Below are 14790 nucleotides of genomic sequence, written 5' to 3'. Positions count from 1 at the left end.
CGTGCTGTCCGGCGGCGGCGCGCGCGGCTACGCACACCTCGGGGTCCTGAAGGTACTGGAGGACAACCGCATCCCGATCGACTGCATCGCGGGCACCAGCATGGGCGCCGTGGTGGGTGGCCTGTACGCGAGTGGCATGGCTGCCGGCGAGATGCAGAAGCGGCTGTCGGAGGTCAACCTCGCGGACATCGCGTTCGACGTGACGGACCGCGCGGACCTGCCGCAAACCAGCCGGGAAGACGAACGCCTGTACATCAACGGGCTGACGCTCGGCTTCGGCAAGAACGGCGTGAAGGCACCGGTCGGTCTCGTCCAGGGCAACCGGCTGCAGGCACTGCTCGCGAACTGGACGACCGCCGTGCCGACCAACCAGCCGTTCGACCGCCTGCCGATCCCGTACCGCGCGGTGGCGACCGACCTGCAGACGGGCCAGATGGTGGTGCTCGACCACGGCTCGCTGCCGCTCGCGATCCGCGCGAGCATGGCGATGCCTGGCCTGTTCGCGCCCGCCGAGATCAACGGGCGCGCGCTCGTGGACGGCGGGCTCGTCAGCAACCTGCCCGTCGACACCGCGCGGCAGATGGGCGCGAACGTCGTGATCGCGGTGGACATCGGCTCGCAACTGCGCCCGCTCGATGCGCTCGCATCGCCCGCCGACGTGATGCAGCAGATGGTCGGCATCCTGATCCGCCAGAACGTGACCGCGCAGCGCAAGCAGCTCGACGCGCAGGACGTGCTGCTCACGCCGGACCTCGGCTCGCTCGCGTTCACCGACTTCCAGAACGCGAAGCAGGCGATCGCTGCCGGCGCGGCCGCCGCGACCGCGGCGCTGCCGAAACTGCGGCACTTCGCGCTCACGCCGGAACAGTACGCGGCGTACCGGTCGGCCCACGCACAGCCGCTGCCGCCGCCGATCCGGATCACGCGCATCGAGATCCAGACGAGCGGCGGCGTGCCGAAGCGGGTCGTCAGCAACGCATTGCACGTGAAACCCGGCGACATCTACGATCCGCAGGAAGTCAGCCAGGACCTGCTCGGGCTGACGACGGGCGGCAACTTCGAAAGCGTCACGCAGCAGATCGTGAGCCACGGCGACGACAACGTGCTCGAGATCAACGCGCGCGAGAAATACTGGGGACCGAATTTCCTGCTGTTCGGGCTCGGCATGTCGAGCAGTTCGACCGACGAAGGCGGCTTCCGCCTGCATGTCGGCTACCGGCGGCCATGGCTTACCGAATCAGGGCTCGAGTTCCGCGCGGATACGACGATCGGCAGCGACCTGCAGTCGGCGCGCGTCGAATTGCGCCAGCCGCTGTCGGCGGCATACGGTGTCTACCTGTCGCCCTACGCGGAATATCAGCGCCGCTACGCGAACCTGTACGACGACAGCGGCAACGTGAAACTGAACCAGTACCTGATGCAGACCACGCGCGCCGGGCTCGACCTCGGCCTGCCGATCGCGCGGCTCGGTGATTTCCGGATCGGTCTCGGTTACGTGACCGGGCATGGCTCGCCGACCTACAACCTGCCGTTCGACGACGGCACCGGCAGCGGCCAGACGCTGCTGTGGCCAAGCTTCACGTCGCAGGCGCTGATCGCGCGCGCGCGGCTCGTCATCGACCAGCTCGACGACCCGCTGTTCCCGCGCAAGGGCTATTTCACCGAGCTGCGCGTCGAGCGCTCGCTGGTGTCGCGCAACGGGGGCTCGGCGCAGTCGTTCGACGACAGCATCAACAACGCGCCCTACACCGAGATCTACGGCAAGGCGATGGTGGCGCAGCAGTTCGGCCGGCACAGCGTCAGCGCGACGATCGAAGGCGGCAAGAGCATCGGCGGCACCAACCTGATCAACGCGTTCAACTTCACGCTCGGCGGCTTCCAGCATCTGTCCGCGTATGCGGCCGACCAGTTGAACGGCAACGAGCTCGCCTACGCGCAGGTGACCTACATGAACCAGTTGATGACGTTCAACGCGTCGCCGATCAAGGCGCTGTCGGTGGGTGCCAGCGCGGAAGTCGGCAACGTCTGGTCGAGCGGCCAGCAGATCGGCGGCGGCGCCCTCAAGCAGAGCTATACGTTCTTCACGAGCCTGTCGACCGCGTTCGGGCCCGTCTACATCGGCGTGGCGCTCGCACCCGGCGGCCGTCGCAACTTCTACCTGCAGCTCGGCCGCACGTATTGAGCCGGCGCGGATGCCGCCTCGGCGACATCCGCGTATCCGTTGCGCCGCACGCCCGGATCAGAACGCCGCGGCCATCGCGACCGCCCGCGCTTGCGCCCGTTCGATGCTGTCGCTTGCGCGCGCACCCCACGTGTGTTCGACGGTCAGGCTTCTGACCTCGCTCACGCCAATGAACCTCAACCAGAATTCGATGTAGTCGGCCTGATGCTGGAACCCGGGATTGTCGGCGCCCGCGCCGGTTTCCCGGCTCTGTCCGCGCACATGGATGACCAGCGCGCGCGGAATCTCCAGCAGCGGCGCGTACGCGTTGCCGTCGAACGTAAACAGCATGTTCCGCTGGCTGACGAGATCGATCAGTTGCTTGAGCTTGTACGGATAGCCGAAATTCCACATCGGCACGCCGACGACGATCCGGTCCGCCTCCTGAAAGCGCTTCACGAGCGACTGGATGCGCCGCCAGATCGACTGTTCCGTCTCATCCATCGGCGCGTTGGCGACGCCCTTGTACTTCGCGCCGATCGCGTCGCTGCCAAAATCCGGCAAGTCTTCTTCCCAGACATTCAGCGTATCGACGTCGATCGGGGCGCCCGTCTCCCGGTACGCATCGACAAAGGCATTGGCGACCGCGATCGAAGCCGACCTGGCGCCGCGAGGAGAAGACACGATATTCAAAAGCCGCATGATGTGTGACCCGGACAGAAATGCATGAACAAGGAGGCAGCCATCGTGGCGGCCCCGGCTTCACTGCTGCGTCGCGGGCCGCCCGCCTCCGCTGTCACGGAATGGCCCGCCCATATAGTTGCAATTGCAATCGTAATGCAAAGCGCACACGCGCTGCAAACGAATCGTCATGCGATGGCGGGGCGGGACGGTATCGATACGGGAAAAGTACGGCGGGAAAGGCCGGCGACGCGCTCGAATCCGGCGCGCGCGGCTGTCTGCTGTCGTGCTGTTGCTGCTGTCGAGGGTTGGGGCGCGTGCGGCGTAGCTAGACCGGCCAGCTGATCTCGAAGCGCGCGCCGCCGAGTTCGACCGGATCGACGACCGCGATCCGGCCGTTGTGCGCATGCAGTACCTGCCGCGTGATCGACAGGCCGAGGCCATAGCCGCCGGTGCGGCGGTCGAGGGTTGGCGCGCGTGCCGCGTATCGCTAGACCGGCCAGCTGATCTCGAAGCGTGCGCCGCCGAGCTCGACCGGATCGACGACCGCGATCCGGCCGTTGTGCGCATGCAGTACCTGCCGCGTGATCGACAGGCCGAGGCCATAGCCGCCGGTGCGGCGGTCGAGGCGCACGAATGCGTCGAAGATGCGTTCGCGCTCGCTTTCCGGCACGCCGGGGCCGTCGTCCTCGACGAAGATCCCGATGTTGCCGTGCACGAGCGAGATCCCGACGACGATCCGCGATTTCGCGTACTTGCTCGCGTTGCGCAACAGGTTGCGCATCGCGTACGACATCAGCCGCCGGTCCATCTTCACGCGCAGGTCCGACGCGATCGCGATGCGCGCGTCGATCGCCCGCTCCGGATACAGCAGCTGCGCATCGTTGACCTGATGCTCGAACCACGCGACGGGGGCCGTCATCTCGAGTTTCGACTGCAGCGAGCTGTATTCGAGCCGCGCATACGTGAGGCTCATGTCGATCAGCTCCTCGAGTTCGGTCACGTCCTGCGCGATGCTCTCGAGCGCCCCCTGGTATTCGGCCGCGGAACCCGGCTCGCGCAGCATTTCGAGCGCGAAACGCACGCGCGCGAGCGGCGTGCGCAACTCGTGCGAGATGCCGTTCGTCAGATCGCGCTGCGCGGCGATCAGCCGTTCCATGCGTATCGCGAGCGCATTCAGCGTCCGCGCGAGCGGGCCGATGATCACGCTGTGCGATTCGCGCGCGCGGGTGTTGAAGCGCCCGCCCGTGAAATCGATCGCGCGCTCGCGCACCATCACGAGATCCGACCACACCGGCCGCATCCACCGGTACGCCGCCAGCGCGGGCGCGGCGAATACGAACACGAGCACGATCCAGATGTCGCCGGGCAGCGAGTCGAACGCATGCCACACGACCTGCGGTGACAATTCGACGCACAGCGCGAGCGCCGGCACGAGCGCGGTCAGCAGCACGAGGCCGAGCAGATGCAGGTAGGTGCGCACGTACAGGCGCGACCAGCTCGGAATGCGGTCGGCGCGCGTGTCGGTCCACGCGCGACGGAAATGCAGCCAGCGCCATTTGACATAGCGCAGCGTCGGCAGCGGCGGTGCATCGGGGTGCGAACGGGTTCGTCGGATCATCTCGGCTCCCGGCCGGCGGGTGGAAGGCTCGCGCGGAACGTGACGGCGTCGCACGAACGCCGCGTCATTCCCACGCGTGCTTGCTGAATTGATAACCCTTGCTGCGAATCGTCTTGATCCGCTGCGGGTTGCTCGCGTCGTCGCGCAGCTTGCGGCGCAGCTTCGAGATGCGTCCGTCGATCGTGCGGTCGAGGCCGTCGAATTCGACGCCGCGCAACTGCAGCATCAGGTCGTCGCGGCTGACGACTTCGCCCGCATGGCACACGAGCGCCCACAGCAGGTCGAATTCGGCCGACGTCAGGTCGGGCGTGCTGCCGTCGGGCAGCACGACGGAACGGTCGGTGCGATCGATCGAGAACTTGCCGAACGCGTAGCGCTCCGGCTGCGGCGCGGTGCTCTCGGCCACGCGCGCGGGCGCGCGGCGCAGTTGGGCCTTGATCCGCGCGAGCAGGATGCGCGGCTCGACCGGCTTGTGCACGTAGTCGTCCGCGCCGAATTCCAGGCCGAGCAGCTCGTCGAACGGCTCGTCGCGGGCCGTCACCATGATGATCACGCCGTCGTACTGCTTGCGCGCCTCGCGGCAGATTTCAAAGCCGTCCTTGCCCGGCAGGTTCACGTCGAGAATGACGAGATCGGGGCGAATGGACAGGATCGCCGGCACCGCGGCGTCACCATGCAGCACAGTGTCGACTTCATAGTCGTTCTTGCGCAGGTAGCCGGCGATCAGCGTGGACAGGCGGGTGTCGTCTTCGACGAGCAGGATGCGAAAAGACATGGGCAGCGTTCGAATCATCGGGGAAGCCACGGCGGCGCCGGCCGATGCCGGACGCCGGCCATCGGCCGAAACGTACCGCATGATACTGCGCCCGCCGATTGCCTGTTTAGAGGTCTTGAAAATAAGGGCGCGATAACCGCCGTGCTTGACGAATCGGCGCCGGGGCGGTTCCATACGGGCTCGCCTGAAACCGGGCCATGCCCTGCCCGCCTGACTTGATGAATTACCAATCGATCCTCGAACGCATCCACACCGAACTGGCCCCCTGGATCGGCCAGGGGCGGGTCGCCGACTATATTCCCGAGCTCGCGAAAGTGCCCGCCGACAAGTTCGGGATGGCCGTCGTGACGCTCGACGGAAACGTTTGCACGGTCGGCGACGCGCACGAGCGCTTCTCGATCCAGAGCATCTCGAAGCTGTTCGCGTGCACGCTCGCGTTCCAGCTGCTGGGCGACGAACTGTGGGAACGGGTCGGCCGCGAGCCGTCCGGCAACGCGTTCAACTCGCTGGTCCAGCTCGAAAGCGAGCGCGGCAAGCCGCGCAACCCGTTCATCAACGCCGGTGCGCTGGTCGTCACCGACGTGCTGTGCCGCCGCTTCGTGAAGGCCGAGACGGCGCTCGTCGAATTCGTGCGGCGGCTGATCGGCGCGAACGACATCGACTACGATTCGCGCGTCGCGCAGTCGGAGCTGCAGCACGCGGAGCGCAACCGCGCGATGGCGCACTTCATGGCGAGCTTCGGCAACATGCAGATGCCGCCCGACACGGTGATCGATGCGTATTGCCGCCAGTGCGCGATCACGATGAACTGCGTCGAGCTCGCGCGCGCCGCGCTGTTCCTCGCGAACGGCGGTGTTGCGCCGGTGACCGGCGAGCAGATCGTCGATTCGAGTTCCGCGAAGCGGCTGTCGGCACTGATGCTGACCTGCGGCACCTACGATGCGGCCGGCGATTTCGTGTACCGCGTCGGGCTGCCGGCTAAAAGCGGTGTCGGCGGCGGGATCGTCGCGGTGCTGCCGGGCGAGATGGCCGTGTGCGTGTGGGCGCCGGGGCTCGATGCGAACGGGAACTCGCTGGCGGGCCAGCTGGCGCTGGAGTGGCTGACGACTTATTCGGGGCGGTCGATTTTTTGAGGTGGCGAAGACAAGCGTGCGTCATGTGGCACAACGGCGGCCGATTCGTAGCGGCGCATGCCGGCGCGTGCGCAATGAGGAATCGGGCCATCGACGGGTTGAATCCGCACCCATCGCTGCCGGTCGAGCCGTTGCACCTCCGAGGGCACGTGTCAGAGCACAACGGTCACGCGTTCCGACGATCCGAAAGCGTGTCCTCCGTTAGCGGATCGGCTGCCGCAACGGAGCGCCCGGCGCCCCCCGTGAATGATCGGACTCCAGCCCCGCACCCGGCACGACTCGAGACCCCGATGGCAAGCAATGGTCAGAGATCGCCGCGCACTTCGCCGGTTCCCAGCGCGCTCCGCTGCCGGTTGACTTCCGCCCAAAGCTCATCGCTGTCGTCATTGCGCAGCACGACCATCCAGTCCAGTTGATCGTCGGTCACGCCGAAGTATTCCAGGATTTCCCGGCGAACCGCATCGACGAACTGCGCGTATTCCGGGGATGCCTGGGCCTGCGCGTGCAAGGCATCGTATGCCGCATCGTCCGCGCCGCCGCCATCCTCGTCGATATAGCGCGAGATCCACTGGTCCAGTTCGCGGTCGTAATCGGCCTCGGCGCGCATCGCTTGCACAGCCGTGTAGAAATCCAGTTGGGCAAACCCGGCGATCGCCGCCGTGGTTGCCTCGTCGAATGTAGTCGTCATTCCATCTCTCATTTCGGTCATTACACATCATCGCACGGGCCGCACCCGGGCAGGCGCCGCGAATCCGGACGCCGCAACATGCTGCCTGGCGCCGACGTTTGGACCGGGCAACGGCACCATGATCGGGAGGTTCAACACCTTCCCGTGCGCCACGCATCGGGGCCGCCCGGGGCGACAGGACACGCATTTTGCCGCACTGTCAGCACAGCGATGAAAACAACCGGGCGCAGCTGATCGCAGAACAAGTTTCGAGCGTATCGCCGCAAGCGTCATGCCGACACTCAAGCGCCAATGTGGGCGCCGGTCGTGAATGGGGCGTGACGGCCGAACCGAACTCCGTCGGATACCTCCCCCGGTGGTTCGTTAACGGTTCTAAACGCCCCGAAGCGGACCGACGATCTTCTCGGTTACGGTCGTCGGGCGCAGGGATGTGAGTCAAGGCCGGCTGTTGCCAAATGCGGATCGCAGTCATCGGCCCGACGGCAATCTACGCGTCCACTGCGAGGCACTTGGTCATTGGCACACAAGCCAATTCGACTCCACGCGAAGTTCGGTAAGTTGAAACCACGTCGCCCGTCCAGCCGCAACGACGATAGAACGGCGCCGCGTTCAGCGTTGCATCGAGACGTAGCTCGGCAAGGCCGTGAGTGCCGGCCAACGCTTCGAGAAACTGCAGCATCTCGTATCCAATGCCACGCCCCATGTGAGACGGCCGGACGAAGATTGCGTCCACTTGCCCGCTGGCGATCGTCAGCATGCCTGTACCGACAACCCGCCCCTCATCGACGGCAACGTAGAAGTCACGCTCGACCACGCTGGACCATTTGTCTGAAGGCGTGCCATCCACCCATCCGGAAAGGGCTGCCTCGGGATAGTATCCCGCGCATGCAGCATGCACCGAGGTATGACGGATATCCCACGCCTCCAGGGCGTCATGGCAATTCGCTTTTCGTATCGTCAGCATGCCACGCTCCTCGATCCAGGCGACCAGGTTGCCACGCCGGCAGCGTTACGAGGGACGTAAGTACGTACTCTGTCATGCATGCAATCACTCCTGTCTGTGCCAATGCATTCGGAGCGACTGAAAAGACACGGCCCCGTCATGACTGGCGGGGCCGTTTAGGAAGTCTATGTGTGATGTATGAACGTCACGATTCCCACGACTCGCCGCTGGCGGTCATGGTGCACATCATGGAATTGAGCGCGTCGGAGTTCATCGGGCGATATTGCCTAGCCAAAGCATGATCGTCAATGGGGCTTTGGCGACTTTCAACGATCCGAGCGCTCGGGGCGAAATGTCTCGAACTGGCCGACTATTGACCTCCGCAGACGCCCCGAACCGACCCGAACCCGTCTGTCCACTGCAGCAAATCGAGTGGCCGGTTTGTGAGGATGCCGGCCGTCCAGATTTACACCTGCACTACGGATCTTGCCACTGCGCCAGCCATATCGGACGCGAACGCTTCCAGGAAGTCACTACGCGATATTTCACCCATATCGACCGCCTTTGCGTTCCCCCCTGCGATGACCGTGACGTCTTCGATCCCGATCACCTTGAGGATCAGTCGCAAATAGCCGGTCGCGATATCGCGGTCCCGAATGGGCGAATCCGGCGTGTACGCGCCACCGGACGCCATCAGGATCGTGCATGCCTTGCCTTTAACCAGACCTTCGCCGGAGAAGCCCAGCGTTTTGCCCTTTCGCACGATATGGTCGATATACGCCTTCAGCACGGCGGGGACGTTGTAGTTGTAAACCGGCGTGCTGATGACGATGTGGTCAGCGGACAGTATCTCCTCCACGAGTTCATCGGAAAGACGCAGAAGGTTTTTCATATCCTGCGTTTGATGTTCCGGGGGCGTGAAATAGGCGCCGAGCCACGGCATCGTCACAAACGGCAGGTCGGTCGCCATCAGGTCGCGCTGGATCACGCGGCCGTCGTGCTGTTCCCGCTTCCATTGATTGACGAACATTTTCGTGAGTCCACGGGAGATGGACTGTTCGCCGCGCGGGCTGGCTTCGACTACGAGCAATGTGGGCATGAGAGGAACCTTTGACGTTGATGGACGGGAGAACCGTCTTGCCGGACGGCTTTTCTGCAAGACGCGCCTCATCGCGTGATGCGCAAGCCTGCGAACATGCAACGCAATATAAGATGTGACACCCAACTCAGGAAGTGATTAAATTTCGATGAGTTCAATCATATTTGGAGATAGGTTTGATTGGCAGTCTCACACTCGATCAGTTGCGTGTCCTCGTGACCGTTAGCGATGTCGGCAGTTTCTCGGCAGCTGGCCGCGCACTTGGGCGCGTTCAGTCGGCCATCAGCCAGTCGGTCAGAACGCTCGAGGAAACACAGGGAATCGAGCTGTTCGACCGCACCCGACAACGACCCGTGCTGACACCGGTTGGCCGCGCGCTCGTTGAGCAGGCCCGCGCCGTCCTGGCGAGCGCAGACCGATTCGAGGCCATTGCGGCAGGTACGAAGACAGGGCTTGAACCGTCAATCACCGTGGCGATCGACCCGCTGGTCCCGACCGCGCCGCTCATAGCCAGTCTGCGTGCGTTGCACGATGCTTTCCCGGACCTGCCGGTTTCGTTCTCCACCGAGGGGGTGGGCGGTGCCGAACAACGTCTGCGCGACAACGCAGCGTCGCTCGCACTGTGCCTGCTGTTGCCGTCCATCCCGGACGACCTGATCGCCTATCCGCTCATGGACCTCACGCTGGTGCCTGTCGCCGCCGCCGATCACCCGCTCGTTCGCCTTGGCCGGCCGCTCAACCGGTACGATCTGGAGTCGCACGTGCAGCTCGTTTTGTCCGATGCCTATGGCGCGGAGGGCCCCAGGCACGGCGTCATCGGGCGTCGCATCTGGCGCTTCGTCGATCTTGGCAGGCGACTCGATTTCCTTCGTGCTGGCTTTGGCTGGTGCAAGATGCCGCCGTATATCGTCGAGCCGTATCTGGCCGACGGTAGCCTCGTCGAGCTGAACACTGCAGATGAAGCGTTGTCGCCAACGGGATCGCTGCCTATCTACGCGGCACATGTTCGCGATCGACCTCTGGGCCGTGCAGGAGGCTGGCTGCTCGAAGATCTGCGGCATCGCTTGAAGCAGTCGTTCGACGGGGAGTCGTGAGCGCTCCAGTCCCCGAGGATGCTCAATCCGGCATGGAAGATAGGAGCACGCGCAGCAATTGCCATCGGCCCGTACCTCGGCACGGATTGACCGGGCGATCGCGTCAGACGGGTCCAGCGGGACGCACCCGTCGTCCCCGAATTTCATCAGGCGTTGTTGCTGTTCAGCGCTCGAAGGCGCGATAGAAAGAATTCGCCTCTTTGAATCCGAGCAGCAATGAGATTTCCGCGACAGGTATCCGATGGTGCCTGTGCGCGATACATCGATCGGGCGTCCGCTTTTTAACTCCCACCCGACGTTTGAATGTCCCGCCATCGCTTCGTGCGAACGACCGAAACTGGCCGAACCCGGTCGTCGAAGACAGTGCGACCCTCGCCCTCCTGGTCGGCACCGGGATGACATAGTCGGTTTATATTTCGGGCGTTCCAGCATGCCGCCGCTGGAATGACTGCCGACTTATCCGGAGCGGTCGATCTTCTGACGCGCCGGCGCCATGCCCGACTGAGCCGCTGCAATGACTGCCGGCTGATATCGGTATGGCCGGCATGCTCGATGTCGGCATGACCCTGCAGTGCCCCGCTCTTACTGCCCATCGAGCCCATGGATAGCCTGACGATGCATTCGAATCTGCTCACCCTGCCGCCCGGTGTCCACGCTGGCGTACAGATCCGGCCGCGCTGGCCCGCTCGACACGTCCATGTGGATGCGCATGTCCTCGGCAAGCTGCAGGCGATCCAGATCGGGTTGCCGGCCGGAATCAGCCTGATCCTGACGCGCGGCTACGAGCCGCGGGCGTCCGGGCTCGGTTTTGCGCGTCGTCGGTTTCGCGCACTGGGAATCGCCACGTTCCGCCTGCTCTATCCCGCCCGCCGCGACGAACTGGCCGATATTTTCGGCAGCAACGGACACGATGTCGATGGAACGCATATTGACGTTTCATTCAGTTTGGACGGCCGGCGCGTACGGATGTTGCCGCTGGGCGTATTCACGCCGCCGTTCTGGCAGCAGCGCCGCGTGCGGCAATGCGCGTCGGCCCTCGCGCAGATCCAGGCCGCACTGATGCGGCACGGGTTTCAGATTCACCGCAACGCCACCGAAAGCCTGCAGATTCATTGCGATCTGGTGCGCTAGCGGAGAGGATCGCAGGCACCGCCGCAGACGCTTGGTCAAACGATCGAACCGCCGCCCTGCCGTGAAGAAGGGGACGCGAACTATTCACGCGCCACCTTCGAGGGCAGGCACCGAGCGGTCAAGCGCCCGCCGCTCGGCTCACAGTGCCGACCAGCAAGCGCGAGCCCGATCGCGCGATCATGCCGCCGGGCCGTGAGAATCGAACACGGTTGCCGATGCGAGTTCGAGCGTCGTCGGATCTTCGAATTCCTTTTCCATGAAGTCGAACATGGCAGGCGAAACCTCAAACGAAAACGTCTCGCCTTTTTCCGCATTCCTTGCCAGGACACGACCGCGGCGGATGTCATGCGGCGCGGTGACATAGTGCAGTTCACTCGAAACACCGGCGTCCCTGGCTCGTTCAGCAAACGCCGAACGATTTCGCGCCTTCATGAAACCGAGATCCAGAATGACGTTCTGGCCATTTTTTGCGATCTGTTCGGCCGTGCGCCAGATTTGACGCTCGCAGCGCTGCACGCGCTCCATCAGCCAGTTCAATTCAACCGGCTCCGGAAGATCCGGGCCATACAGCTGTGCCATCCATTCATCGATCGAAAAGCGCGTGGCGCCGGACGAAGCCGCGAGCGTCCGCGCGTAAGTCGACTTGCCGGCACCTTGCGGGCCAAACACGATATGAACCACTGCCATGAAATTCCCTTCCTCCAGGTTGAGCGCCGACGTGGCGCAAGGTTGACTGTGCGCACGCGGTCATTCCGCTTGCGCGAAATTCAACTCGACGCCATTGCCTGCCGGATCGCGGAAGAAAATCTGCACCTGGCCCGTGAGCGGAACATGCTCGCGCCTGAACGCCACGTTGGCCTCGGTCAGATGAAGCGCCATTCCGTCGGCATCTGCACAGGAAAACGCAACGTGATCGAACGTATTGACGACGTTTGACGGGCGAGCCTCGTCCGGCCGCGCTTCCGTCAGATGCAGCACGGCCTGCGTGCCCGCATACAACCAATATCCGAAACGCTTGAATGGCGGGCGAAACCCTTCCCGCAAGCCGACGATGTCGACGTAGAAATCGCGGAGCGTATCGAGTGTCGGCCGATCCGCCCGCAGATTGTAGTGATTGAATCCGGTAACTGGCATGACGTGTAGCTCGTGTTGGCGCAACGTGACATGAAATGGCATCGCGCCGGGCCTGGCCGCTGCGGGCACGATCCGCGCAAAGCGGCGAGCAGTCGCGGCCGACCGATCGACATCGGCACCATACCGGCCGTTGGCCGGTCAAGCGCACGCCAGTATATTGCGGCCGCGAGAAATCATGGCGCCGGTTCGACGGAAGCCGCCGTGCGACGCAGCAACCCGCCCCTACGAAAATCGCATCGACGGCCGCCCTGATTTTCCGGTACAAATCGGGGACGCTGAAATTCCCCGCGGACGATCGGAGACCCTCGTTCATGACTCGGCAAAACGCACCGGATATCGCAACGGCAACCCGCACGAACCCCGACGACAGCGCGTCCGCGCCGATTCCCGCGATCGTGCCGGCAAGCACCGCGCTGCTCGTCATGCATTACCAGACCGACATCCTCGGCCTCTTTCCGTCGGTCGCGCCCGGGTTGCTCGCCAATACGCGCCGGCTCTGCGATGCGGCACGGGCAAGCGGCATCGGCGTCTGGTTCGCGAACCTCCGGTTCAGCCCCGGCTATCCGGAGGTCAGCCCGCGCAACAAGAACGGCCAGGGCATCAAGCGGCTCGGCCTCTTCATCGACGACGGCCCGTGCCCGGAACTCGGCCGGCAGCCCGACGAACCGCTGATTGTCGCGCATCGCGCCAGCGTGTTCTTCGGCACCGATCTGCAGGCACAGCTGGTTGAGCAAGGTGTCAATTCGCTGATCATGGTCGGCATCGCATCGACGGGCGTGATGCTGTCGTCGATCGCCCACGCGAGCGACGCGGATTTCCGCCTTTATACGGTCAAGGATTGCTGCTACGACCCGGATCCGGTGGTCCACGAGCACCTGTTCGCCACCGCCTTCGAATCGCGCACGACGGTGCTGTCGCTCGCGGACGCGTTGCGGCTGCTCGAGTAAGCGCAAGCGTACGCGCGAGCGCGACGGGTCAACGGTGTCGCCTGGATCGCCCGGCAGGATGACGGCTACCGGGCCGTTCCGGCTCCCTTCAGGATGAGGTCGATGCCGGCCATGAACTGATTGTGTGCGTCGTGTGCGTCGCGCGCGGCCAACTGCGCCGCCACCTTGCGCACAAACGGATACGCCACCGGATTGCGTTGCGTCCACCGGACGGCGACGGTCTCAGCGATCTCCGGCTGCCCCGGATCCCACGGATGCAAACGGACACCCGCCGCGAACTGGCCTGGCAGCCCAAGGATGTCACGCATCCGCGCAGATACCGCGTCGAATCACGCGGGTTCAGGCACGCCCAGCCCATGCCGTTGCGTGCCTCCCCCCTCCGCGTTACTTCGCGATATACACACCCGACGTCGGGCACGTGCCCTGCGTATTGCCGTCCGTCACGAGCGATGCAGCGCTCGGGAACTGCGTGGTCGCATTCGTCTTCACCGCAATCCACGCTTCGGTGAAATAGCTGACGCCATTCGTCTTCGTGCACTTCAGCGACACCGCACTGCGCGTATTGCTGCCGAACGCGCCTTCGAAGGCCGACAGCAACTGGTTGCGCGTGACCGTCTTGCCCGCGTTCGCCTGCAGGAACGTGTTGAACGACGTGTTGCCGAGCCGGCTGATCATCCCGGACGCCTGGTTCCAGTACGCATCGGGCGACGCCGAGTTCGAGCAGGTGCCGTGCTTGAACCATTCGTGCTTGTCGAGGCACGACGCGACGCCCGGCATGTACGTCGACAGCGTATTGCGGGTCGCGCTGCTGATCGGGTACGCGTCCATGCTGCACCACTGGTGCGCGTTGTCGAGGTCGATGTCGTTCTGCGGCACGCCGCAGTAGAACGGCTGGTTGCCGTCGTAGTTGTTCGGCCACAGGCCATGCAGCGACAGGCTCGTCGCCGCATACGTGCCGGCGAGGTTCGTGCATTCGGGCGTATCGTGCGACGCGCAGAAGCCGGGCTCCCACGACGCGGCGAGCAACAGGTAGTCGTAGCTGGTCTGCGCGGTGGCGGGCAGTGAAGCGGAAGCGACGGCGAGTGCGGCAGCGGCGCGGGCGAGCGTCTTGAGCATGGCGTTTCCTCGGAAAGGGCTTGCGGTCGCGGGATGCGCCGCAAGATTGTCGACATCTGCCCGAGATTGTTGCCGACGCAACGTGGCACGAATGTGAAGGTGGACGAATGATGTCCTTCGTCACGGGCGCGCGCACGCACCGTCGTGTCGCGCACTGCATCACACGGCCGATGCGTACCGCCCTGCCGGCGGCACGCCGTCGCTCACGATCCGGTGCCCAGCTGCGTGCACGCGCGCGCGGCCGCTACGGGGCCTTCGAGCGCGAGG

Annotated in this window: 15 protein-coding genes and 1 pseudogene; 5 read left to right on the top strand and 11 right to left on the bottom strand. The window is 64.5% G+C overall.

From position 1 onward, the window contains the following. Nucleotide 1 precedes the first annotated feature (1 nt). The gene (locus JYJ84_RS14145) at nt 2-2182 is read left to right on the top strand and encodes a patatin-like phospholipase family protein (RefSeq protein ID WP_205189232.1); all 2181 of its coding nucleotides are present in this window, start codon (nt 2-4) and stop codon (nt 2180-2182) included. Nucleotides 2183-2239: 57 nt separating this feature from the next. Here the strand turns inward: JYJ84_RS14145 and JYJ84_RS14140 are convergent, their stop codons facing one another. The 4 genes and pseudogenes from JYJ84_RS14140 to JYJ84_RS14125 form a co-directional block, all read right to left on the bottom strand. Next, nucleotides 2240-2863 (bottom strand): FMN-dependent NADH-azoreductase, encoded by a 624-nt coding sequence (locus JYJ84_RS14140; RefSeq protein ID WP_175220071.1) that lies wholly within the window; start codon nt 2861-2863, stop codon nt 2240-2242. A 307-nt stretch (nt 2864-3170) separates the two neighbouring features. Then, nucleotides 3171-3308: pseudogene (locus tag JYJ84_RS14135) on the bottom strand (ATP-binding protein); the annotation flags it as partial. 24 nt (nt 3309-3332) lie between these two features. Beyond that, on the bottom strand, nt 3333-4463 hold the full coding sequence (locus JYJ84_RS14130; RefSeq protein ID WP_175017155.1) for an ATP-binding protein: 1131 nt from the start codon (nt 4461-4463) through the stop codon (nt 3333-3335). Nucleotides 4464-4527: 64 nt separating this feature from the next. Continuing rightward, on the bottom strand, nt 4528-5238 hold the full coding sequence (locus tag JYJ84_RS14125) for a response regulator (RefSeq protein ID WP_069260487.1): 711 nt from the start codon (nt 5236-5238) through the stop codon (nt 4528-4530). Between the two features lie 218 nt (nt 5239-5456). On the opposite strand from JYJ84_RS14125, the gene JYJ84_RS14120 reads away from it, so the two are divergent. After that, nucleotides 5457-6371 (top strand): glutaminase, encoded by a 915-nt coding sequence (locus tag JYJ84_RS14120; RefSeq protein WP_175220069.1) that lies wholly within the window; start codon nt 5457-5459, stop codon nt 6369-6371. A 304-nt stretch (nt 6372-6675) separates the two neighbouring features. Here JYJ84_RS14120 and JYJ84_RS14115 read toward each other — a convergent pair whose 3' ends face one another. From JYJ84_RS14115 to JYJ84_RS14105, 3 genes are all read right to left on the bottom strand, one after another. Continuing rightward, complete coding sequence (locus JYJ84_RS14115; RefSeq protein ID WP_174955900.1) at nt 6676-7059, bottom strand: ATP-dependent protease; 384 nt, start codon at nt 7057-7059, stop codon at nt 6676-6678. Nucleotides 7060-7546: 487 nt separating this feature from the next. Continuing rightward, a complete protein-coding gene (locus tag JYJ84_RS14110) occupies nt 7547-8023 on the bottom strand; it encodes a GNAT family N-acetyltransferase (protein ID WP_175220067.1) in 477 nt (158 codons plus the stop codon). A gap of 445 nt (nt 8024-8468) precedes the next feature. Further along, nucleotides 8469-9101, bottom strand: a complete 633-nt coding sequence (locus JYJ84_RS14105) for an FMN-dependent NADH-azoreductase (protein WP_174955903.1) — start codon at nt 9099-9101, stop codon at nt 8469-8471. A 176-nt stretch (nt 9102-9277) separates the two neighbouring features. Between JYJ84_RS14105 and JYJ84_RS14100 the strand changes: the two genes are divergently transcribed. After that, complete coding sequence (locus tag JYJ84_RS14100; protein ID WP_164462701.1) at nt 9278-10195, top strand: LysR family transcriptional regulator; 918 nt, start codon at nt 9278-9280, stop codon at nt 10193-10195. A gap of 600 nt (nt 10196-10795) precedes the next feature. Next, nucleotides 10796-11326 carry a hypothetical protein gene (locus tag JYJ84_RS14095; protein WP_205183401.1) on the top strand — a complete coding sequence of 177 codons (531 nt, stop codon included), beginning with the start codon at nt 10796-10798 and terminating at the stop codon, nt 11324-11326. Nucleotides 11327-11503: 177 nt separating this feature from the next. Here the strand turns inward: JYJ84_RS14095 and JYJ84_RS14090 are convergent, their stop codons facing one another. Together JYJ84_RS14090 and JYJ84_RS14085 are read right to left on the bottom strand one after the other, a co-directional pair. Further along, nucleotides 11504-12013 (bottom strand): ATP-binding protein, encoded by a 510-nt coding sequence (locus JYJ84_RS14090; protein WP_122947722.1) that lies wholly within the window; start codon nt 12011-12013, stop codon nt 11504-11506. Nucleotides 12014-12073: 60 nt separating this feature from the next. Further along, nucleotides 12074-12460: a VOC family protein gene (locus JYJ84_RS14085; RefSeq protein ID WP_122947723.1), complete on the bottom strand. Its 387-nt coding sequence runs from the start codon at nt 12458-12460 to the stop codon at nt 12074-12076. Between the two features lie 311 nt (nt 12461-12771). On the opposite strand from JYJ84_RS14085, the gene JYJ84_RS14080 reads away from it, so the two are divergent. Further along, the gene (locus JYJ84_RS14080) at nt 12772-13407 is read left to right on the top strand and encodes an isochorismatase family cysteine hydrolase (RefSeq protein WP_175220065.1); all 636 of its coding nucleotides are present in this window, start codon (nt 12772-12774) and stop codon (nt 13405-13407) included. Between the two features lie 65 nt (nt 13408-13472). Here JYJ84_RS14080 and JYJ84_RS14075 read toward each other — a convergent pair whose 3' ends face one another. After that, the gene (locus JYJ84_RS14075) at nt 13473-13715 is read right to left on the bottom strand and encodes a hypothetical protein (RefSeq protein WP_175220063.1); all 243 of its coding nucleotides are present in this window, start codon (nt 13713-13715) and stop codon (nt 13473-13475) included. Between the two features lie 76 nt (nt 13716-13791). Further along, nucleotides 13792-14523: a ribonuclease T2 gene (locus JYJ84_RS14070; RefSeq protein WP_122947726.1), complete on the bottom strand. Its 732-nt coding sequence runs from the start codon at nt 14521-14523 to the stop codon at nt 13792-13794. Nucleotides 14524-14790: the final 267 nt, after the last annotated feature.

The sequence above is a fragment of the Burkholderia sp. LMG 13014 genome (assembly GCF_905232215.1).
Taxonomy (GTDB): domain Bacteria; phylum Pseudomonadota; class Gammaproteobacteria; order Burkholderiales; family Burkholderiaceae; genus Burkholderia.
The sequence above is the reverse complement of the archived record's forward strand: the minus strand, read 5'-3'. Positions and strand labels throughout refer to the sequence as shown.

Bases quoted from the DNA above. Each gene is read 5' to 3' on its own strand.
- JYJ84_RS14140 (WP_175220071.1), bottom strand. From the start codon at position 2,863: ATGCGGCTTTTGAATATCGTGTCTTCTCCTCGCGGCGCCAGGTCGGCT.
- JYJ84_RS14130 (WP_175017155.1), bottom strand. From the start codon at position 4,463: ATGATCCGACGAACCCGTTCGCACCCCGATGCACCGCCGCTGCCGACG.
- JYJ84_RS14125 (WP_069260487.1), bottom strand. From the start codon at position 5,238: ATGTCTTTTCGCATCCTGCTCGTCGAAGACGACACCCGCCTGTCCACG.
- JYJ84_RS14120 (WP_175220069.1), top strand. From the start codon at position 5,457: ATGAATTACCAATCGATCCTCGAACGCATCCACACCGAACTGGCCCCC.
- JYJ84_RS14115 (WP_174955900.1), bottom strand. From the start codon at position 7,059: ATGACGACTACATTCGACGAGGCAACCACGGCGGCGATCGCCGGGTTT.
- JYJ84_RS14110 (WP_175220067.1), bottom strand. From the start codon at position 8,023: ATGCTGACGATACGAAAAGCGAATTGCCATGACGCCCTGGAGGCGTGG.
- JYJ84_RS14105 (WP_174955903.1), bottom strand. From the start codon at position 9,101: ATGCCCACATTGCTCGTAGTCGAAGCCAGCCCGCGCGGCGAACAGTCC.
- JYJ84_RS14095 (WP_205183401.1), top strand. From the start codon at position 10,796: ATGGATAGCCTGACGATGCATTCGAATCTGCTCACCCTGCCGCCCGGT.
- JYJ84_RS14090 (WP_122947722.1), bottom strand. From the start codon at position 12,013: ATGGCAGTGGTTCATATCGTGTTTGGCCCGCAAGGTGCCGGCAAGTCG.
- JYJ84_RS14085 (WP_122947723.1), bottom strand. From the start codon at position 12,460: ATGCCAGTTACCGGATTCAATCACTACAATCTGCGGGCGGATCGGCCG.
- JYJ84_RS14080 (WP_175220065.1), top strand. From the start codon at position 12,772: ATGACTCGGCAAAACGCACCGGATATCGCAACGGCAACCCGCACGAAC.
- JYJ84_RS14075 (WP_175220063.1), bottom strand. From the start codon at position 13,715: ATGCGTGACATCCTTGGGCTGCCAGGCCAGTTCGCGGCGGGTGTCCGT.
- JYJ84_RS14070 (WP_122947726.1), bottom strand. From the start codon at position 14,523: ATGCTCAAGACGCTCGCCCGCGCCGCTGCCGCACTCGCCGTCGCTTCC.